The organism is Soonwooa sp. (assembly GCF_032062245.1).
GTDB lineage: Bacteria > Bacteroidota > Bacteroidia > Flavobacteriales > Weeksellaceae > Soonwooa.
This window is the reverse complement of record NZ_DAMBQF010000024.1, coordinates 1-20,980: the sequence shown is the minus strand read 5'-3', so window position 1 is coordinate 20,980 and position 20,980 is coordinate 1. Positions and strand designations below refer to the sequence as shown.

General features: G+C 36.0%; 23 protein-coding genes. 18 read left to right on the top strand and 5 right to left on the bottom strand.

Features of this window, described 5'->3' with window-relative positions; all coding sequences use genetic code 11:
* Positions 1-7 precede the first annotated feature (7 nt).
* Together RT037_RS10790 and RT037_RS10785 are read left to right on the top strand one after the other, a co-directional pair.
* The gene (locus RT037_RS10790; protein WP_313031068.1) at positions 8-724 is read left to right on the top strand and encodes a DNA alkylation repair protein; all 717 of its coding nucleotides are present in this window, start codon (positions 8-10) and stop codon (positions 722-724) included.
* Positions 724-1,050: a DUF6122 family protein gene (locus tag RT037_RS10785; protein WP_313031006.1), complete on the top strand. Its 327-nt coding sequence runs from the start codon at positions 724-726 to the stop codon at positions 1,048-1,050. Before RT037_RS10790 ends, RT037_RS10785 begins: the two co-directional genes overlap by 1 nt.
* Here the strand turns inward: RT037_RS10785 and RT037_RS10780 are convergent.
* Positions 1,047-1,424 (bottom strand): group III truncated hemoglobin, encoded by a 378-nt coding sequence (locus tag RT037_RS10780; protein ID WP_313031064.1) that lies wholly within the window; start codon positions 1,422-1,424, stop codon positions 1,047-1,049. The two genes, RT037_RS10785 and RT037_RS10780, sit on opposite strands and share 4 nt — an antisense overlap.
* A 215-nt stretch (positions 1,425-1,639) precedes the next feature.
* Here RT037_RS10780 and RT037_RS10775 point away from each other — a divergent pair, with 215 nt between their 5' ends.
* The 3 genes from RT037_RS10775 (at position 1,640) to RT037_RS10765 (ending at position 3,038) form a co-directional block, all read left to right on the top strand.
* Positions 1,640-2,131, top strand: coding sequence for a YkgJ family cysteine cluster protein (locus RT037_RS10775; RefSeq protein ID WP_313031002.1), 492 nt, complete (start codon positions 1,640-1,642; stop codon positions 2,129-2,131).
* Positions 2,132-2,243: 112 nt separating this feature from the next.
* Positions 2,244-2,549: a hypothetical protein gene (locus tag RT037_RS10770; protein ID WP_313030998.1), complete on the top strand. Its 306-nt coding sequence runs from the start codon at positions 2,244-2,246 to the stop codon at positions 2,547-2,549.
* Between the two features lie 228 nt (positions 2,550-2,777).
* On the top strand, positions 2,778-3,038 hold the full coding sequence (locus tag RT037_RS10765) for a hypothetical protein (RefSeq protein ID WP_313030994.1): 261 nt from the start codon (positions 2,778-2,780) through the stop codon (positions 3,036-3,038).
* Between the two features lie 37 nt (positions 3,039-3,075).
* Here RT037_RS10765 and hemE read toward each other — a convergent pair whose 3' ends face one another.
* From hemE to hemA, 4 genes are read right to left on the bottom strand one after another with little or no spacing between them, the layout of a single operon-like run.
* Positions 3,076-4,101 carry a uroporphyrinogen decarboxylase gene (gene hemE, locus RT037_RS10760; protein WP_313030991.1) on the bottom strand — a complete coding sequence of 342 codons (1,026 nt, stop codon included), beginning with the start codon at positions 4,099-4,101 and terminating at the stop codon, positions 3,076-3,078.
* A 5-nt stretch (positions 4,102-4,106) separates the two neighbouring features.
* Positions 4,107-4,775, bottom strand: a complete 669-nt coding sequence (locus RT037_RS10755; RefSeq protein WP_313030988.1) for a uroporphyrinogen-III synthase — start codon at positions 4,773-4,775, stop codon at positions 4,107-4,109.
* Between the two features lie 18 nt (positions 4,776-4,793).
* On the bottom strand, positions 4,794-5,708 hold the full coding sequence (hemC, locus tag RT037_RS10750) for a hydroxymethylbilane synthase (protein ID WP_313030984.1): 915 nt from the start codon (positions 5,706-5,708) through the stop codon (positions 4,794-4,796).
* On the bottom strand, positions 5,683-6,972 hold the full coding sequence (gene hemA / locus RT037_RS10745) for a glutamyl-tRNA reductase (protein WP_313030981.1): 1,290 nt from the start codon (positions 6,970-6,972) through the stop codon (positions 5,683-5,685). The genes hemC and hemA overlap by 26 nt, the downstream gene beginning before the upstream one ends.
* Positions 6,973-7,228: 256 nt before the next feature.
* Here hemA and RT037_RS10740 point away from each other — a divergent pair, with 256 nt between their 5' ends.
* The 13 genes from RT037_RS10740 to RT037_RS10680 all read left to right on the top strand — a co-directional run bounded on the left by RT037_RS10740 (position 7,229) and on the right by RT037_RS10680 (position 20,903).
* Positions 7,229-8,254, top strand: a complete 1,026-nt coding sequence (locus tag RT037_RS10740) for a rod shape-determining protein (RefSeq protein ID WP_079666444.1) — start codon at positions 7,229-7,231, stop codon at positions 8,252-8,254.
* A gap of 29 nt (positions 8,255-8,283) precedes the next feature.
* Positions 8,284-9,138, top strand: coding sequence for a rod shape-determining protein MreC (gene mreC / locus RT037_RS10735; protein WP_079666445.1), 855 nt, complete (start codon positions 8,284-8,286; stop codon positions 9,136-9,138).
* A complete protein-coding gene (locus RT037_RS10730; RefSeq protein WP_313030975.1) occupies positions 9,128-9,634 on the top strand; it encodes a rod shape-determining protein MreD in 507 nt (168 codons plus the stop codon). Before mreC ends, RT037_RS10730 begins: the two co-directional genes overlap by 11 nt.
* Positions 9,631-11,610 (top strand): penicillin-binding transpeptidase domain-containing protein, encoded by a 1,980-nt coding sequence (locus RT037_RS10725; protein ID WP_313030974.1) that lies wholly within the window; start codon positions 9,631-9,633, stop codon positions 11,608-11,610. Before RT037_RS10730 ends, RT037_RS10725 begins: the two co-directional genes overlap by 4 nt.
* Positions 11,607-12,860: a rod shape-determining protein RodA gene (rodA, locus tag RT037_RS10720; RefSeq protein ID WP_313030973.1), complete on the top strand. Its 1,254-nt coding sequence runs from the start codon at positions 11,607-11,609 to the stop codon at positions 12,858-12,860. Before RT037_RS10725 ends, rodA begins: the two co-directional genes overlap by 4 nt.
* Before the next feature lie 29 nt (positions 12,861-12,889).
* Complete coding sequence (locus tag RT037_RS10715) at positions 12,890-13,573, top strand: M15 family metallopeptidase (protein ID WP_313030971.1); 684 nt, start codon at positions 12,890-12,892, stop codon at positions 13,571-13,573.
* Between the two features lie 161 nt (positions 13,574-13,734).
* Complete coding sequence (locus RT037_RS10710; RefSeq protein ID WP_313030968.1) at positions 13,735-14,145, top strand: energy transducer TonB; 411 nt, start codon at positions 13,735-13,737, stop codon at positions 14,143-14,145.
* On the top strand, positions 14,138-14,902 hold the full coding sequence (locus RT037_RS10705; protein ID WP_313030965.1) for a hypothetical protein: 765 nt from the start codon (positions 14,138-14,140) through the stop codon (positions 14,900-14,902). Before RT037_RS10710 ends, RT037_RS10705 begins: the two co-directional genes overlap by 8 nt.
* A 163-nt stretch (positions 14,903-15,065) precedes the next feature.
* Complete coding sequence (gene miaB, locus RT037_RS10700; RefSeq protein ID WP_313030962.1) at positions 15,066-16,502, top strand: tRNA (N6-isopentenyl adenosine(37)-C2)-methylthiotransferase MiaB; 1,437 nt, start codon at positions 15,066-15,068, stop codon at positions 16,500-16,502.
* A 191-nt stretch (positions 16,503-16,693) separates the two neighbouring features.
* Positions 16,694-17,041, top strand: a complete 348-nt coding sequence (locus RT037_RS10695; RefSeq protein ID WP_313030959.1) for a hypothetical protein — start codon at positions 16,694-16,696, stop codon at positions 17,039-17,041.
* Positions 17,042-17,135: 94 nt separating this feature from the next.
* Positions 17,136-18,419 carry a sigma-54 dependent transcriptional regulator gene (locus tag RT037_RS10690; protein ID WP_313030957.1) on the top strand — a complete coding sequence of 428 codons (1,284 nt, stop codon included), beginning with the start codon at positions 17,136-17,138 and terminating at the stop codon, positions 18,417-18,419.
* 1 nt (position 18,420) lies between these two features.
* On the top strand, positions 18,421-18,987 hold the full coding sequence (locus RT037_RS10685; RefSeq protein ID WP_409529559.1) for an LptE family protein: 567 nt from the start codon (positions 18,421-18,423) through the stop codon (positions 18,985-18,987).
* Between the two features lie 2 nt (positions 18,988-18,989).
* On the top strand, positions 18,990-20,903 hold the full coding sequence (locus RT037_RS10680; protein ID WP_313030951.1) for a hypothetical protein: 1,914 nt from the start codon (positions 18,990-18,992) through the stop codon (positions 20,901-20,903).
* Positions 20,904-20,980 lie beyond the last annotated feature (77 nt).

The following is a 20,980-nucleotide window of genomic DNA, read 5'->3' as shown; positions in this document are numbered from 1 at the left end:
AAAAATGATGGTTGTTGAAGATATAAGCGCAGCTTTGCAGGATTTAGCAATTCCTGAAAAGAAGGAATTTTTCCCTAGGTTTTTTAAAACTGGCGAAGGAGAATATGGCGAAGGCGATTTGTTTTTGGGCGTAAAAGTTCCGGATCAACGCATGGTTGCCAAAGCTTTCTACGAAAAAATTAGTTTAAAAGAATTAAAACAATTGTTGTCCTCCAAATATCACGAAGAACGTTTGACGGCTTTGTTGATGTTGGTTCTTAAATTTGAGAAAGCTAAAAAAGATAAAACTGTTCAGCAAGAAGTGGTCGATTTCTATCTTAATAATCTAGAATTTGTAAACAATTGGGATTTGGTGGACAGTACGTGTTACAAAATTTTAGGAAGATTCGCTTTCGAAAATGATCAACCAGAATTATTGCGAAAGCTATCAAAGTCCGATGAAATGTGGCATAAGCGCATTGCAGTTGTTGGGACGATGCACTACATTAAAAAAGGTGAGTTTGAGTTGACAAAAGAATTTGTTGTTCGAAATCTAAAACATCCACACGATTTGATGCATAAAGCTAATGGCTGGTTGCTTCGCGAAATGGGCGGTAAAAATGAGCAAGAACTTCTGGATTTTCTGAATCTACATTATAAAGAAATGCCTCGTACTTGTTTGCGTTACGCTATCGAAAAGTTGAACGAAAATTTACGTCAAGATTATCTAAAAGGCATTATCTAATGGAAATTGCACGTCCGATCATTCATTATTTTTTGCATCTTATTTTTCCGATTGCGTTGGCGTGGCTATTTTTTCGGAAAGATGGGAAGAAAGCTTATTTCCTAATGTTGTTGACAATGTTGGTCGACGTAGATCATCTTTTTGCAACGCCGATTTTTGACCCGAACAGAGGAAGTGTTGGTTTCCATTTGTTTCATGGTTATGTGCCGATTGGCGTTTATATTTTGATGCTTTTTTTTAAAGGAAATATTAGGATTTTAGGTGTTGGATTGTTGTTCCATATGTTTACAGATTTTCTCGATATGCAAATGAATCCGCATCTCTAGGAGCGCGCGATTTTCATCTTATAAGACATGATACGTGCAATATTTTGTGCACGAAGTAGGGCTGTCGCTACATTTTGGCCTTCAAAATTTTCTTCTAAAGTCTCTTGCCACAATGCAAGCCAACGATCAAAATGATGTTCTTCTAAAGCAACAACATGATTGAGTGGGAAATGGACACGCATCGGATTGCCGTCGTACACGGAATTCCCTAAAAGGATGCTTTCCCAGAAGTTGTACATTTTGGGTAGATGTTTTTTGAGATCGATTTGTGCAATGTCTGTGAAGAAAAATCCGATTGTGTCATCGATAACAACTTTATCATAAAATTTGTCTACGAGTTCTTCGATATCAGTTCTTGTTTCTAAAGCTTTCATATTAACAAAGTTAGGATTTATAATGGATTGGTTATTAGTACTTTCTTTGATTTTTATCATTAAATGAAATTCGGAGTGCTATCTGCGCCCCAGATTGAGCGGCCTGTTTGAGCTCGTCTCTCGGGCGGGATTTGCTTTGGCGAGAGACAGCGAGTAGCGAAAGCTGGAAATGGCGCCCAAAAAATTATGTAATTTTGTAGCCTTAAAATTCGGTTTTGGAAATTGAACATTATAAAAAATTGGCGGAGCAAAAGTCGAGAGAGCATAAAAAATTCTTGGAGCAACTAAAGAAAAAGCCGCCGAAAAACCTCGATTATGTTGTGGAAGATACGCATGAAGAGACTTTTGAGGAAATCGATTGTCTGTCTTGTGCGAATTGTTGTAAGACTACGGGTCCGCTTTTTACAGAAAAAGATAAAGAACGCATTGCGAAACATTTGCGCATGAAGATTTCGGATTTTGAAACGAAATTTTTGCGTGTTGATGAAGATCAAGATTGGGTTTTGCAATCGACGCCTTGCTTTTTCTTAGATCCAAATGATAATAAATGCAGCATCTACGATGTGCGCCCAAAAGCCTGTCGCGAGTATCCGCACACGGATCGAAAGAAGATTTATCAAATCAATAATTTGACTTTGAAGAATACGCTGATCTGCCCAGCAACATACGTTTTCGTCGAAAAATTAAGAAAAGTTTTGGAGAAGTAATTGGTTTTCATAAGCTTTCTTAAAGTGTTTTAAAATGTATTAAATTTTTGATTTCTAAATATTATTGGGAAATATTTCGGCGTTTAAGGTTTGTAACACTAGACGAATATTTATGAAAAAGTTATTTTTCGCAGCACTTTTTATGACTGGCGGAATGGTGGCAGTGAGTGCGCAAACTACAGAAACAAAGAAAGCTAAAACTACAGAAGTCACTGCTGTTGAGGAAGTGCAAACGACGCCGAAGTTGACAGAAGAAAATCCAGCAACGACGAAGAAGGAAAGTGATAAAAGTATTATCACGAACGACAAAAAGCTAAAGAGTAAATTGAATAAAGAAAAAGCGACAAATCAACCAATGCTACAAGAGGCTGAAACTGCGAAGCAAGAAGGGTCTAGAAAAATAGAGAAAGTTGAGTAAGTTATTAGAGTAGTTTTTGATTTGACAATCCTCGGAAGCGTAGCTCCGAGGATTGTCTTTTTATATAATAATCCAATATTGTATTATTGTACAGAATTATTTTAAAATAGTTAATAAATACGATTTACTTTATTTTGCAATAAGTTAAAAAATGTTAAAATAAAATGAAAATTGTTTTTATTCAAAATAATTTCGTTATTTAGTTGTCACTAAATCAAAAAAATTGTTATGAAAAAAGTTTTACTAACCGCAATGCTTCTTGTTGGCGGTGTTGCTTTGATGAGTGCACAATCTGTGCAAGGTAGTGCCGACATGAGAGAAGCGAAAAAAGCTTCTATTAAGCCTAAAAAAGAAAAGACAAAGCAAGAGACAATTGTTCAGCCTTTAAAAATGTTTGACGCAGGTTCATCAGAACAAGCTAAAGCTAATGCAAGAGCTAAAGAAAATGGAAAAGCAGCTGTAGAGCCAACAGCAAGAAAAAAGAACTAAAATAAAACCCGAAGCAAAGCTTCGGGTTTTTCTATTTTTATGGTTTCCATTCTACAACAGCGCGGATAAATGCTTCCGCATTTTCTACCGGAATATTTGGTAGAATACCATGGCCAAGGTTGGCGATGTATTTATCTTTCCCAAAACGATTAATCATCTCATGTACCATTTTTCTGATAATTTCTGGTGAAGAATGCAATCTTGCTGGATCGAAGTTACCTTGTAATGTGATATTGTTTTTTGTCAATTGTCTTGCAATTTCTGGCGTTATCGTCCAGTCAACACCCAAACCAGACGCTTTAGATTTTGACATTTCTTCTAATGCAAACCAACATCCTTTTCCGAAAACTACAACTGGAGAAACCAAGCTAAGTTCTTCAACGATTTGATTGATATATTGCCAAGAGAATTCTTGATAATCTGCAGGAGAAAGCATTCCGCCCCAAGAATCAAAAATCTGTACTGCAGAAACACCTTTTTCAACTTTACGTTTTAGATAAGCGATTGTTGTATCAGTAATCTTTTGAAGTAAAGAATGTGCAGCTTCTGGATTTGTAAAACAAAAAGATTTTGCAATATCAAAAGCTTTAGAACCTTTTCCTTCCACACAATAACAAAGAATCGTCCACGGACTTCCCGCAAATCCAATTAACGGAATCTCATTATCAAGTTTTTGTAAAGTCAATTCGATGGCGTCAAAAACGTAATCTAAAGTATCATCAACATCCGGAACTTCGATCGCATCAACTTGCTCTTTAGTTCTGATAGGATTGTCTAGCCAAGGCCCAACAGATTCTTTCATTTTGAAATCGATACCCATCGCTTGTGGAACTACCAAAATGTCCGAAAACAAAATTGCAGCATCCAACGGAAATCTTCTGATAGGTTGCACGGTGATTTCTGCAGCCAATTCTGGCGTTTGACAACGTGTGAAAAAATCGTACTGGTTGCGCAATTCGATAAATTCTGGAAGATATCTTCCCGCTTGACGCATCATCCACACTGGCGGTCTTTCAACAATTTCGCCTTTCAGAGCTCTTAGATATAAATCGTTTTTAATCATATTCTTTATTTTTTGTCTGATGCGTAGTCGCGAATCAGATTTAGTAGATCTTCGATAGTATTTTTATCGCTAGTCAAAATCTTCTCGGAAGTCCAATTTTTAATTTCGTTGGTTGTTGTATCGCCAATTGAAAATATCGTTTTTCCTTCCAAAGTGTTATTTGTAGTAAAACTTCTGACGCCACTTGGACTAAAAAATGCAACGGCGTCAAAATCTTTATTATATATTGGTTCCGTTAGTTTTGTCTTGTACGAAACAATTTTTTTATAATCTTTTTCTAAATTTTTAAAGGTTTCCGAAAGCTTTTCTAAAGCAATGTCAGCACAAAAATGAAGATAAGTTTCATTTTTATTTTCTTTAATAAAATAAATAGAAAGTTCTTCTGCGTTCTTTTCAGTTTTAACAACATTAAAACCTTTTTGTGCTAAAAAAAATTGAGATTGCTCTCCAACACAATAGATCGGATTTTTTGGTGTTAATTGCTTAGAAGTTTCGTTATTAAAAAAACTTTTAACAGCGTTAATGCTTGTAAAAATCAAAGCTTTATCGTTGATGTTTTCAGTTTCGAAATTAAGGTTTTCGATGCTAATAACATCCACAAAGTCCACAACAATATCATCTCCTAATTTGGAAATGTCTGCGTCATTGATATGTTTGGTTAACAATAGGCGCATTGTTTTTGACTTTTAAAATTAAAGTTTAATTTGAGATTTTATAAGAAGCATCATGTCTTTTCCACCTCTTTCTAAGACTTGTCTTGCGATTTCTGCTCCGAAGTTCTGTTCAGGATTCCAGTCGATAGTTTCATCAACGTTGATGCAATCTTTTCCATCCAGAGAACAAAGTCTCCCTTGGAATCTTATTTTATCACCGATAAACTCAGCGTGCGCTCCGATCGGCGCGGTACAACCACCTTCCAAAGTTCTTAAAAACTCACGTTCGATCTGGATGCATTTTTGTGTGGCGTCGTGATTAATCTGTTTTAAAACTTGAGTTAAATCAATATCTTCTGCACGATTTGCAATACAAACAACACCTTGCGATGGCGCTTGTAAAAGGAAATCAACTTCTTCGAAGTCAATATCAAGTTCCATTCTTTTAAGACCTGCCAAAGAAAATAATGTTGCGTCGGCAACGCCATCTTCTAGCTTTTTGAGACGAGTTTGTACGTTACCTCTAATGTCTGCAAACTCTGTATTATGGAATGTATGCGACCAAAAAGCACGTCTTCTCAAACTGCTTGTTGCGATTTTAAGATCTTTAAGGTCTTTATCTTTTGCATCTGTTTTTCTCACCAAAACATCTTGCGGGAAATCTCTTTCCAAAACTGCACTAATCTGCGTTCCAGTCGGTAATTGCGTTGGTACGTCTTTAAGCGAATGTACTGCGATGTCGATGTCTTTATTAAGTAAAGCGATGTCTAAATCTTTTGTAAAAACCCCAGTAATGCCCATCGCATACAAAGGCTGCGTAAGGTTTTTATCACCAGACGAAACAATTGGGACGATCTCGGTCGTGTGACCAATAGCTTGTAGTTTAGCAGCCACTTCATTGGCTTGCCATAAAGCAAGTGGACTATTTCTAGTTCCTATTTTTATCGTCGTCATTGTTCTGCTTTTTGGGGTTGTGAAGGACTAAAATCTCCTCCATTAATTTTGAAACTTCATCGGCTTTCCAAGGATTTTCCAAAATGTATTTGGCGAATCGATTGGTTATTTTCTGTATTAATTTATCAGAAAGCTCCATGTCTTCAACCTTTGCATATTGATGACGTTTGTGGATATTATGAAGCTCGTGAGATTCGATTTGTTTCAAAGAGTTTTTGAAATTGTTGATGCTCGGTGCAAATTTTCGCTTGCGTTCCCATTCGGTGAAGTCTTTGCTCATTTCTTTAATGATCGCTTCAGCCTTTGGGATTTCCTTTTTACGTTGCTCCATCGTTTCCGAAATCTGTTGAGATAATTGGTCAACATCGATAAGATCAACTTTTTCTAAATTTCCGATTTCTTTTGCAACGTTATTCGGGATCGATAAGTCAATTACCAGCATTTCTTTGTCAGCTGGGAAGTTGTCAGGATTTACAATAAATTTTTGTGCACCTGTTGCGACAATTAAGATGTCGGTTTTCTTTAATTCTTCTGGGAAATCGTCAAATGCAATTTGCTGAATATTATGTTTTTCTGCAATTTTCTCAGCCTTTTCGAAAGAACGGTTGGCGATTTTTATTTTGGGTTGATAGACATGTTTAACCATGTTTTCGATGGTGTTTTGTCCAATTTCGCCAACGCCAAGTAGTAAAATATTTTTGTCCGAAACATTATTAACATGATTCAAAATATAATGTACAGCAGCGTAAGATACAGATGCTGCGCCATTGCTAATGCCAGTTTCGGTTTTAATTCTTTTAGAAATCTGAATCGCCGAATTAATCGCACGTTCCAGATAAGGGTTAGAAGTTCCTTTATATTTTTTGAATCGGTTGTAAGCGTTTTTAATCTGTGACACAATTTCGAAATCACCAATAATCTGACTTTCGAGACCTGCAGCCACACGGAAAAGATGCAAAACCGCGTCTTCTCTTTGGATAATGTTAACATACTGCAAAAATTCGGAAAGATTAACACCAATGGTTTTACAATATTGTTCTGCAATTAGCAAATAATTAGCAGTTGTCGTGTAGATTTCGGTACGGTTACAGGTGGATACAACGAATGCGTCGCCAAAATTCTGTTCGTGAATTTGGTTGACAAAAGATTTGATATGCTCATCAAAAAACGCAAATTTACCACGTGTTTCGGCGTCTGCTTTTTCGTAGCTAACGCTTAATACTGCAAAATTTGACGTCTTTGAAATGTCCTTATTCTGATTCATTTTAGCTGGCGCAAAGTTAAGCTTTTAAAATGAATATTGGTAGTGATAGCGAGTGACTTGGTCTATGATAATGCTCAGTTTTAATAAAGCCTAAAGTGCTTGTTTTCAGAAGTTACCGAAAGTTAATTGATTTTTCGTCAGTGTTTGTGGATAAGTTTTTTGATTTTAATAAAACTTTAACCTTTTTGAGTAGAGATAAAATCACTAAACTCACGTTAAATTTATATCTTTGTAAATTAAAATAGACAGGTAGAAAATGGGTTTATTAGATATGTTTACGCAAGAAATTGCGATTGACTTAGGGACGGCAAATACATTAATAATTCACAATAATAAAATAGTCATAGATCAGCCATCAATAGTGGCAATCGAAAGACAAAGTGGTAAGCCAATCGCTGTTGGAGAACAAGCGAAGCATATGCAGGGGAAAACACATGAGGATATCAAAACTATTCGTCCTTTGAAGGATGGGGTTATTGCTGATTTTCATGCTTCTGAGCACATGATTAAAGAGTTTATTAAACAAATTCCTGGTATTAAAGGGAAGTTATTTCAACCTGCTTTGAGAATCGTAATCTGTATTCCATCAGGAATTACGGAAGTTGAAAAACGTGCGGTTCGTGACTCTGCGCAAAAAGTAAATGCAAAAGAAGTTAGATTGATCTATGAGCCAATGGCGGCCGCGATTGGTGTTGGTATTGATGTGCAAAAACCTGAAGGTAATATGGTTATCGATATAGGTGGTGGTACAACGGAAATTGCTGTTGTGGCGCTTGGTGGTATTGTTTGTGACAAATCTGTGAAAATTGCAGGTGATGTTTTCACAAGTGATATTGCTTATTATTTGAGAACGCACCATAATTTATATATCGGTGAAAGAACGGCTGAACGTGTGAAGATTGAAGTTGGGTCTGCTGTTGAAGAGTTGGATGTTGACATCGAGGATATTCCGGTGCAAGGTCGTGACTTGATCACAGGTAAGCCAAAAGAAATTATGGTTAACTACAAAGAGATTGCTAAAGCTCTAGATAAATCTATCATCCGCATCGAAGATGCCGTGATGGAAACACTTTCTTTAACGCCTCCAGAATTGGCTGCTGATATTTACAAAACTGGTATTTATCTAGCTGGTGGTGGTGCTTTGTTGAGAGGTTTAGCAGATCGTATCCATAGAAAAACCGGATTACCAGTTTTCGTAGCAGAAGATCCGTTGAGAGCGGTTGTTCGTGGGACAGGTATCGCTTTGAAGAATATGGATAAATTCAATTTCTTGATTAAATAATTTAGTAACTTTTTTAGGGAATTTAACGGATGGGATATTTGCTGAGATTATTTTCGAAGAACGCTTTGTTCGTCTTCTTTATATTCTTGCAAATTATTGCAGTAGTATTGATTTTTTCGAAAAACACGATGCAACAATCATTTTTAGCTGCAAAAACAGCCGCTTTTAATGCTTGGGTTTCGGGTTATATCGACGAAGGTGCTTCTTATCTCAAGCTTAAACAGATTAACGATGATCTTGTGATGCAGAATAAAGCTTTGCTTAAAGAGCTTTATGGTAAGGAAGGCGGAGCTAATCCACAATTTCGTCGTGTTCACGATACTATTGGCGGTGGTCAAATCTATACTTTTGTTGATGGTGAAGTCGTGTACAACAGTATCAATCGTCAAAATAATTACTTTACAATTAACCGTGGAAAATTGCAAGGCGTTGCTGCCAAAATGGGTGTTATCGCACCAAATGGTATCGCAGGAATTGTAATTAATACAACTGATCATTATGCTTTGGTGCAGTCTGTACTGAGTGTTAATAAAATAAAAATCAGTGCGGCGCTAAAAAATTCTGGATATTTCGGCACGCTTAGTTGGCGTGGTGACGACTCACGAATGATGCATCTGTCGGATATTCCAAAATATGTTTCTCTGAAAGTTGGTGACACTGTTGTGACTGACGGACGTTCTGCTATTTTCCCGAAAGGCGTTATGGTTGGAAAAGTTGCTGGTTATGAGGTTGATACCAAAACTGGTTTCTGGGATGTTTCCGTGGAGTTAAATGAAAAAATGGGGCCTCTCAGTAAGGTCTTTGTCGTTAAGAATCTTAAGAAAATTGAAGTTCAAAAAATTCAAGATACTTTACAAGTACAGATAGATAAAGATGGTAAGTAGAAACGTATTTTCAGATATCGCTTTAATTGCAATTTTGGTTGCGGTTCAGGTTTTTCTACTGAATCGTATTACCTTGTTCGGAAAATATATTCCGGTACTTTATCCAGTATTTGTGATGTTCTATCCATTTTTTAGAAATAATTTTCACTTTTTAGCATTAAGTTTTATCCTAGGTTTATCAGTAGATGCTTTTCTTGGGACTTGGGGAATTAACGCTCTGGCAACAACGACGATTGCTTATTTTAGAATGTTAATTTTCCGAACATCGACAGATACATCGACAGATTTTTTCTCGTTTCAGTCGCTACAATGGTTACAATTTGTAGTTTTTATTTTAACGAGTATTTTTATTCACCAATTAATAGTTCAATACGTTGAATTCTTTAAGCCAGAACGTTTTTTCGAAATATTATTAAACGTCGTTTTTACCAGTCTAATCTCATTTATATTTATTATAGCTTACGCATTAGCATTTAAAATTAAACAGAAAATTTGAAGCCTCAATATCTTAAACTTACTGGTATTTTGATTGTTGTAGCAATTATTTTTATTGCTAGGTTGGCTTATTTACAATTATTTACTGACAGATACGCATTAAATGCAGCGAATACTTCCATTAAAATTGAATACGAAATTCCGCAACGTGGCGTCATCTTTGACCGCAATGGGAAAATATTAGTCGGTAACCAACCTTCTTTCGAAGTTTCTTACACAGCGGCTTTGATGCGTCCTGATTTTGATACGATTAGCTTTTGTAACTTGATGAAGATTACAAAACCTGAGTTTATCCAGACCATTAAAACCATTGAAAAAACACAGTATTATTCGAAACTAACGCCAATGACTTTTATGAAAAATTTGAGTCGTGAAGATATGGCCCGCGTTCAGGAGATATTGTTTAAGTTTCCTGCTTTTAATATAGTTTCGCGTCCGCAAAGACAATACGAAGTCAATACATCGGGTAACCTTTTGGGTTATACCAACGAAGTTAACACAGCGGACATCAAAAAAGATTCTTTGTACTATCTTCCAGGTGATGTCATCGGAAAAAGCGGTGTCGAAAAATCTTACGAAAAAGATCTACGCGGCGAAAAAGGTATTAAATATATTCAGAAAGATATTCGTCAAAGAAGTATTGGCTCTTACAAAAATGGAGAGCTGGATAAAGATGTTGTTACGGGTAAAGATTTGACATTAACTATTGACTATGATTTGCAACGTATCGCAGAAGAAATGTTGGTAAACAAACGCGGTGCAGTTGTAGCATTAGATCCTAACAATGGCGAAATTCTAACCATGGCAACAGGTCCAGATATCGATCCTAATTTGTTTACAGGTCCCGATAAAATGAAAAATATTTATCGATTGGTGAATGATAGTATCAATCAACCGATGTTTGATCGATCTATTCAAGCGGCGTATCCTCCAGGTTCTACGTTCAAATTGGTGACAGCGCTTTCTGCAATGCAAATGGGCGTTATGACCGAGAAAACAATATTCCCATGTGGTGGAGGTTTTAGTTATATGGGCGTGCGTATCAAAGGTCACGGTGGTGCTGATCCATTGATTCCTTCTATCCAAGTGTCTAGTAACTGTTATTTTTCTTACGCTTATCTAGCAATTTTAAATAAATATCCTGGCAACCCATCAAAAGGTATGCACGAATGGAAGGACATTATGGCGAGTTTTGGACTTGGCGTTTATATGAACAACGACCTTGCAACAGGTAGTAAAGGTTATATGCCAGATGAAAATACTTACATCAAACGTAACGGTCCCAAGTGGAAACCAATTAACGCCGTATTCAACGGGATGGGACAAGGTGATATTTTGACGACGCCGATGCAACTTGCAAATTTTACGGCGGCTATTGCTAATCGTGGTTGGTTTATTACACCACATATAGTTAAAAATATTGATGGAAAACCAAATCCAAATCCTTTATTTAAACAAAAAAAATATACAAAAGTCGATCCTAAATATTTTGAACCTGTTCTTCAAGGTATGGAAGCTGTAATGTTGCGCGGTACAGGTCGTAGTCTTAAATCTAATGATTTTACACAGCTTGCTAAAACTGGTACAGCTCAGGTTCCGCAAGGGAAAGATAACTCCATTTTTGTGCTAATTGCACCAGCTGACAAGCCAAAAATAGTTGTAGCTGCAGTTATGGAACATGCCGGTTTTGGTGCAACTTGGGCAGGTCCAGCTTGTACTGTAATTGCAGAGCGTTATTTATTGGGAGAAATAAAGCGTGAACATCTTTACAAAAAGATGATTACATCCAGCTTTCAACCAGAATATCGCCGTCAATGGACTGAATATCTGAAAAAAATCGGTAAGTATGTTCCACCAAAACCAGATTCACTTAAATTAAAAAAACTTCAAGATAGCCTAAAGGCAATTAGTGTGAAAGCAGAAAACACGGACAAAAATAAAAAGACTACTAACCCAAGAAAACCTGTAAGACGATGAAGTGGGCAGAAGGCATAGACAAGCTAGGACTTGGACTTTATTTTGTGATTTGTGTTTTTGCAATTCTTAATATTAACAGTGTTAATCCATCTTTAGGAACAAAGCAACTAACATTTTTTTGTATTTCGCTTTTTATAGGGTTGATAATTTTCTTTACCAGAACTAAATTTTTTGAAAACATGTCGGGCATTATATATGTCGCAGGTGTTTTACTTTTAGTGGGGCTTTTTCCATTTGGGACCGAAATTTTAGGACAACGGAACTGGTATAAGTTTGGAGGATTTACCATGCAACCTGTAGAATTTGCAAAGATAGGGACCGCTTTAATGGTTGCTAATTATGTCTCGGGCTCCGATTTTAACCTTAATAACAGAAAATCCTTAATAACGATTTTAGCAATTATTGGTATTCCGGCAGTCGTAGTTTTGGCTATTCCAGATGTTGGGTCGTTGTTGGTGTTTGGTGCTTTTTTTATTGCACTTTATCGAGAAGGACTTAGCGGAAAAGTCTTTGGAGTTGTATTTATACTTGCAGCGATTTTCTTAATAGCGAATTATATTAATGATCCAATGGAGGAAAGTCCATGGTATATGGTTGGTGCAATTGTTTTGATTGGTCTAATATATATTGTCTTGAATCTTAACTATTTGAGACGTGATATTAACCGACTAATATTCGCAGTTGTAGGAATTGTTGGTTTGTCTGCATTGGCGTATTTTTCACCTAACGTTTTCGAAAAACTACCAACACACCAAAAGCAAAGAATTGAAGTTCTTTACAAAGGTGAATCTCGAAAAGAATTTCGTGATAATATTGGCTACAACTTATTGTATTCCAAAACTGCGATTGGCTCAGGTGGCGTTACTGGTAAAGGTTACAAAGAAGGTTCTGTTACGCAAGGTAAATTTGTGCCCGAACAAGAGACCGATTATATCTTTTGTACCGTTGGGGAAGAGTGGGGCTTTCTCGGAAGTACGCTTTTGGTAATTTGTTACGCCTTGTACATTGGTCGAATTTACTATTTAGCCGAAAACCAAAAATCAACTTTCAATAGAGTTTTTGGATACTGTTTTGCATCGATATTACTCATTCACTTTTGCATTAATATTGGGATGGTGATGGGCTTGTTCCCGACGGTTGGTATTCCGTTGCCGTATTTCAGTTACGGAGGAAGCTCGTTGTTGGCGTTCTCGATTATGACTTTTATTTTCTTTAAACTTAATTACGCTGACAAAAACAGTTTAGTCTAAATTTTGTAATTTGTGGTCAAACAAAAACCATGAATTTCAAATCTTTCTTACTTGCCATTTCTCTATTTTTCGGACTTTATTCTTGTGCTTCTCGAGAAGATTATTTGCAAGAAGGTTTTGTCTATATTCAAAAAGAAATCCCTGATATCATCGCTGATTTGCGATATTTCGGAACGCACAATTTCACGGGACGACCAGTTGTAGGTTACGAAAAGCCTATTCTCATCATGTCCAAAGCTGCGACACAATCTCTAAAGAAAGTACAACAAGATCTTAAAGCGCAAGGATACGGTCTCAAAGCCTTCGATGCCTATCGTCCACAGCGTTCGGTGACGAGTTTCGAAACTTGGGCGAAGGACATCAACGACACCATTGCAAAAGCTGAATTTTATCCAGATGTGGACAAACGCGATTTGTTTACGCTCGGTTATATCGCCTCTCGATCTGGTCATACGCGCGGCAGCACAATCGATTTAACTTTGGTTGATCTCAATACCGGTAAAGAAATCGACATGGGTAGCCCATTTGATTTTTTTGGAACAATCTCTCATCAAAATGCGCCACAAATAACTGCCCAGCAACAATCCAATCGTTTAATCCTAAAACAAGCGATGCTGAAACACAACTTCAAAGAATATCAAGAAGAATGGTGGCATTTCACTCTAAAAAATGAACCTTTTCCCGAAACTTATTTCGATTTTCCCATAAAGTAAATTTTTCTTAGGAGCCGAGAACCTGCTTTTTGCTGCAATCTTTTTGGTTCGGCATAGCCTCTCACTAAAAAGGATTTTTGCTACAATCAGGGCTAGGGATTTCGGATAATAATTTATTTACATTTGTAATGGAAATTTCGCATATTCGCACAAACAATATTATGATGAAATCAGTTTTCCTGTTTTTATTTTTCCTTTTTAGTTTTTCAGTGTTTAGTCAAACGACACCAAAAAACGTAAATAACACTTACGACATAAAAGCAGAATATCCTGGTGGCGATAACGCTTTCCGAAATGATTTTATAAAGATGGTGCACGCTTATATGGATTTGTCTAGTTATAAAGTAGAAGGACCTTTTGTTTTTGCTTTTGATATTGACGAAAAAGGAAAAATTAGTCAGCTAAGTATTTCTCCGAAAGTTAAAAATCATGAAGTTTTCAATGAAGATATGCAATTCGCTATGCGAAAGGTAAAATCCAAATGGAAACCTGCATTAAAAGATTCTAAACCTGTCAAATCAAAATATTTTTTAACAATAACTTTTGAAAGAATGGATTATGACCATGATTAGAATTTTTATTTTACTATTGCTCGTTTTTACGACACAGATTTTTGCCCAAATCCAATCTCAAATTCTTGAATCTTATCCTATTGGTCAAGACTTCTATCAGGATGGAATAGCTGGATTTTACGAAGACTTTCAAAAAGTGATGTTGGATGAAAAGATTACACCATGTGAAAATCCTGAAGAAAAGTATACAATCAACTTTATTATCTACCCGAATAAAGAAATTAAGTACGTCAAAGACTTTGATACTTTAGCGATTAAAAATAACAAATGCGCATTCGATAATGTGCGCAAAGTTTTTCCAAAACTAAAGAATTGGAAACCTGCTACTTATGGAAATGCAACGGTTCCAGCTTTGGTTAATATTGGAATAAACCCAAGCGATGTTTTAGATTACGAATTTAAAATAGGAAATAATGGTAAAAAATACTTCCGTAATAAAACTATTTCTGAAATTGAATATCCAGGAGGTTTAAGTACTTTTAGAAAAGAAGTTGGGAATATATTTTCGCAGGTCCTTAATAGTAGTTCTAAACTATCAAAACATAATTATATCAACTTAAAAATAGGTTTTGATGTCGACGAAGAAGGCAAAATTTTGAATCCAAAAATTATTTATTCTAACATCGAATTCGATAAGCCGAATCAAGATGATTTTTTCAGAAGGTTAAAGAATTTGAAAAAATTTACTCCTGCTAAAAAGAATGGAAAACCGTTAAAATCGAGTTTTACTTTTCCGATAAGCGTGACGGTTTCATAGTTTTTTGTCGTTAAGAAATCTCAGTTATTTCCACTGCCATTCTGTCACAACTTTTTGTATCTTTGCAAACTGAACCGATTTGAAATTTGAAATTTGAAATCCAAAATTGTTTTTAAGCAGTTTTAATCTCAAATCTCGAATCTCAAATCTCAAATCTGAGACTGTGCAAGAAAAATATATAGACGAAACCAAGCAAGGAGAAGCATTTGCAATTGCTGAAAAACCAGAAAACTCTAAGAAATTATTCTTGGAAAGTTACGGTTGCCAAATGAATTTTTCCGATTCCGAAATCGTTGCATCCATCCTTAACGAGCAAGGTTATAACACGACAACAAAGGTTGAAGAAGCAGATTTAATTTTGCTGAATACTTGTTCTATTCGTGAAAAAGCAGAACAAACCGTGAGAATGCGTTTGTCGCAGTTCAAAAATCAAAAAAAGGAAAATCCAAGTCTTACTGTTGGCGTTTTGGGCTGTATGGCGGAACGTCTTAAAACCAAATTTTTAGAAGAAGAACATTTGGTGGATTTGGTTGTTGGTCCCGATGCTTACAGAGATTTACCCAATCTTTTAAAAGAAACCGAAGATGGTAGAGATGCCATCAACGTAATTTTATCGAAGGAGGAAACTTACGCCGACATCAATCCAGTTCGTTTGGGCGGGAATGGCGTGACGGCTTACGTGACGATTACCAGAGGTTGCGATAATATGTGTACATTCTGCGTAGTGCCTTTCACCAGAGGACGTGAGCGTAGCCGCGATCCACATTCAATCCTTGAAGAATGTAAAGAATTAGCATCAAATGGTTACAAAGAAATCACACTTTTGGGTCAAAATGTTGACTCTTATTTATGGTACGGTGGTGGTCCGAAAAAGGATTTTGCCAAAGCATCAGAAATGCAAAAAGCGACAGCTGTTGATTTTGCTCAGTTGTTAGATTTGGTGGCGAAAGCTGTTCCCGAAATGAGAATTCGTTTCTCAACTTCCAATCCACACGACATGACGACTTCGGTGTTCGAGATGATGGCGAAGCACGAGAATATTTGTAAATATGTTCACTTGCCTGTTCAAAGTGGAAGCGACAGAATTTTGGAGTTGATGAACCGTCAACACACGCGTCAAGAATATTTAGATTTAATAAAAAAAGCCAAGGAGATTGTTCCTGATATCGCTTTTTCACAAGATATGATTGTTGGTTTCTGTACAGAAACTGAAGAAGATCACCAGGATACCTTGAGTTTAATGCGCGAAGTTGAATACGATTACGGTTATATGTTTGCGTATTCCGAAAGACCAGGAACGCCGGCTCACAAAAAAATGGAAGACGACATTCCTGCGGATGTTAAACAAAGACGTTTGGCGGAAATTATCGCTTTACAAGGTGAATTGTCAAGAAAAAGAATGGCAGGTTATGTTGGTAGAAACCACGAGATTTTAATCGAAGGAACTTCCAAAAAGAACGAAAACCAATGGAAAGGTCGTAATTCTCAGAATGCGGTTTGCGTTTTCGACAAGTTAGAAGGTCAAAAAGTGGGCGACATTGTGTCTGTTTTTGTGTACGACAACACGCAAGGAACACTTTTGGGAAGAACTGCGGAATAAAATTTTAATTTTTTGGGCAGCATTTCCGCCTTCCGCTGCAATCTTTTTGCTTTTCGGAAAAAAGCAAAAAGGATTTCCGCTCAAGTCGGGCTGCGAAATTCGTGGAAGAAGAAAATGAGCAACAAAAAAGTCACGAAGTGGCTAAATAAAAAAGAATAGGATGCAATCCTATTGAATTTAACCAAAACAAAATGAGAAGTTTATCCTACATTATTATTTTAATGAGTTTGATTGGTACTTGCCAATCGGGGAAGGCTTCTTGTGTTCAAAATAAGGTAAAATGTAATGCTTCAAATGTTGCTAAAAATGTTTCTCAAGAAGAAGCGAAGCAGCTTTTGCAAGAGTTCAATCATTTAATTTCAAAATACAATCAAAAGTTTTCGAAAGCGGTTTGTTCTTTTGATGAAACTTCAAATTTTATATTTGGATTTGCATCAAAATTTAAGGAATTAAAAAGCTTAGAAACGCAATTTGATTTAATCAAAAAAACATCAAAAATTCGTAACAAAGACAATTTGGAAGATAATATTTTAGTTTAATCCTACCGAAAACGAGGATTTACAAGAAAGGTTAAAATTTTAGAATCAATACTATTTTAATCATTTAATTATTAAATATTTAATCCAAAAAAAAATGAACGAGTTACAAAATATAAAAAATCGCTTCGGAATTATCGGGAATTATCCCGCTCTCAACCGTGCTTTAGAAAAGGCGATACAAGTCGCACCAACAGATATTTCCGTTTTAGTGATCGGAGAAAGTGGTGTAGGAAAAGAGTTTATTCCAAAAATTATTCACGCTGAATCTAAAAGAAAACACCAACCTTACATCGTTGTCAATTGTGGAGCAATCCCAGAAGGAACAATAGATTCCGAACTTTTTGGTCACGAAAAAGGTGCTTTTACAGGAGCAACTTCTACCAGAAAAGGATATTTTGAAGTTGCCGATGGCGGAACAATTTTTTTAGATGAAGTTGGTGAATTGCCTTTGCAGACACAAGTTAGGTTGCTTCGTGTTTTAGAAAGTGGAGAATTTATGAAAGTGGGTTCTTCCCAAATTCAAAAAACCAATGTGCGAATTGTTGCTGCAACCAACGTTAATATGATGAATGCCATCCATGACGGTCGCTTCCGCGAGGATTTGTATTATCGTCTGAACACCGTACAAATCGATATGCCAGCTTTACGTGAAAGAAAAGGCGATATTCATTTACTGTTCAGAAAATTTGCGATCGATTTTGCTGAAAAATACAGAATGCCAGAACTCGAATTGGAGCCAGAAGCAGTAACCTATTTAGAAAACTACAGCTTTCCGGGTAACGTTCGTCAATTAAGAAATTTGGTGGAGCAATTGACTGTTGTAGAGCGTAATCGTAAGATAACAGCCGAAAAGTTAGCAGAGTATATTCCGATGGAAAAACATCTTCCGATGTTGGTAAATCAAAGTGCAAATAAAGCACAATCGGATTTCGGAAACGAGAGGGAAATCATGTACAAGGTTCTTTTCGATATGCGAAACGATATTAATGACCTAAAATCCTTAACTTCGGAATTGATAAAAAATCGCGGAAATGGTGATTTGAGTAATCAGGAAAAGAATCTAATTAACAAAATCTATACGCCAGAGCCTGCGGCGCATAATCCTAATTCGTTGTTGTATTTTGAACCTAATGACAATGCGAATGTACAAACGGCAAATATGATGAATGTTGAGGATAACGAGCCCTACGAAGACATTATGGATATCGAAGTAGAAGAGGCTAGATCAGAATCTTTATCACTTCAAAATAATGAAAAAGATTTGATTATCAAAGCTTTAGAGAAACATCGTGGTCGTAGAAATAAAGCGGCAGATGAGTTAGGAATTTCGCAACGTACACTTTACAGAAAAATTAAACAATATAATCTTGAGGATTAAAATGAATTGTAATATCTCAAATCCACGCACCAAAGTTTTGAAAAAGATAGCATTCTTTTCATTACTCGTGCCATTGCTGTCCCTAGTAAGTTGTTATAGTTTTACAGGTTCGTCTTTAAGCCCCGAAACTCAGACTTTTTTGATTAAAGCCTTCCCAAATAATGCGGCAAATAATAACCCAAATCTTAGTCAGGATTTTACGGTGGCTTTACAAAATAGATTTGCTCAAAGAACAACCTTGAAAGGCGCTGTCGATAAAGCGGATATTATTATCGAAGGAGAAATTACGGATTATAACATCGCGCCAACGACCATTTCGTCGCCAGTTGAAAGTACGCAGACAGGTAATATGATCCAAGCGGCTCAGAATAAATTGACAATTACGGTGAAGGTTCATTACGAAAATCATGTCGCAGGCGAGGAAAGCAAGAGTTTTGACAGAAGTTATACTGACGAAGTAACTTTTAACAGCGATATGGATTTGATGACGATAGAATCTTCTCAGGTCAAAATAGTTAACGAACGTATTATCAACAAAATTTTTAATGATATTGTAGCAAACTGGTAATTATGAATGCACGAATTATTGAGCTTCTTCAGCAACCCTCATTAATGCAAGCAAATGATTTGCAACTTTTAGAAAAACAAATTGAACATACACCTTATGTTCAGAATGTTAGAGCACTTTATTTGTATGGCATTCACCTATACAATCCGACGCGATATAAAGAAGTCTTGACGACGACTGCTGCTTATACGACGGATAAAAAAATTCTGTATCAATTCATTAACAAAAAAGATATCGTAGAATTTTCGAATATTAAATCTGACGAAAAAGTAGATACAACTATAGAAACACCGGTTGAAGAAACACAACACGCAGTTTCTACTAACATTGTTGAAAATTTAACTGAAAATAAAGAAGAATCTTCGGAGGTTGAAGCACAACAAGAGGAAGATGTAATGAATGTTGAAGCAGGTTCTAAAGAGGTTGTTATTACAGATGGAATGGCAATTTCGGAAAAAGAAGAGGAAGTAGGATCGGATGTAAGTTTAGAATCGATAGATGAGAATTTAGAAGAAAATACAGAAGAATCTTCGGAGGTTGAGGCTCAACAAGATGAAGATGTAATGAATGTTGAAGAAGGTTCTAAAGAGGTTGTTATCACGAATGAAACGCCAATTTCGGAAAAAGTAGAGGAAGTAGAATCTGATTTAAGTTTAGAGTCAATAGATAAGAATTTAACTAAAAATAAAGAAGAATCTTGGGCGGTTGAAGCGCAACAAGAGGAAGATGTGATGAATGTTGAGGAAGGTTCGAAAGACGTAGTTATTACGGATGAAACTGAACCAAGTGAGATTAAAGAGGAATTAAATAGAGATGTTAGTTTTGAATCGATTGACGACTTTTTACCACAAGTGAAATTTGAAGTTCCAAAAAATCATCATCAATTTTTAAATCCTCCAAAATTCGAAGTTAAAGAACACAAACCTGTCGAAATTGAAGAAAAACCTACAGGAATTGTAATCGACGATACTAGCGAAAATATTGATTCTAAAGAAGAATTAAATGATGAACATTCTTTAGATTTTGGACCTTTTTCTGGAGAGGAAGAGTCTGTCGAAGTCTTAGAAAATGAAAAATCTGAAATTCCGACAGAAGAGCTTAAAGAACAAGAACCAATTATAGTTGATGGTGCTAAAGAAGAGCCTGTTCAAGAAAACTCAGCATGGAAACCAATGTCGATTGACGCACATCAACCTGATGCTTTAATTGGTAAAGTTGAGATTCCAAATATTGTAACTGCAACAGAAAAGGATAATCAATTTGAACCGTCAAAAGAAGAAGTTTATGAAACTGTAAATCCTGAAATTAAGCTTGAAGAATCGGTTGAAGAGCCAAAGATTGTTAATGAAATTGTAGAGCAAAAAGAGGAAGATTTAATAGAGACTTCAGAAAAAGTAGAGGAAGAGAAGCGACCTATTTTTAATGTTTCCTTTTTTGGCGATTCCATTGCGATGGTTGATGATCAGAAAAAAGCGAATAAAGATGTTGTAGAAGAAGTTGTCGAGGAAGCTCAACAAAAGGAAGTTGAAATACCAATTGTTGCAGCACAGGAAGATATTAAACCTGAAAAAAGCAATGTCCGACAATTTATCAATACTTGGCAAAACTGGTTAAAGATCGATCGTAGCGCTGAAATTGAAAAAGATAAAGAAGTCAAAAAGCAAAAAGCGATTGATGAGTTTATCGAAAATCAACCCAAAATTACACAACTAAAAGATGAAGCAATTTTTGTTATTAAAGAAAAGAAAGAAGATATTTCTCACTTGATGACCGAGACTTTAGCAAATCTCTATTTAGAGCAAAAACTCTATTCTAAAGCGATAAAAGCATTCGAAATCCTAATCGCAAAACACCCCGATAAAAAGGACTATTTTACACAAAAAATAGAAGAAATTAAAGAGCAAAGAAAATCTTAAAAGGCACTATCCTGTTAAGTGTGTAAGTTAAAAAGTTAGGTCTTGGATTTTATAATCTGAGCCTTTCTTCAAAAATA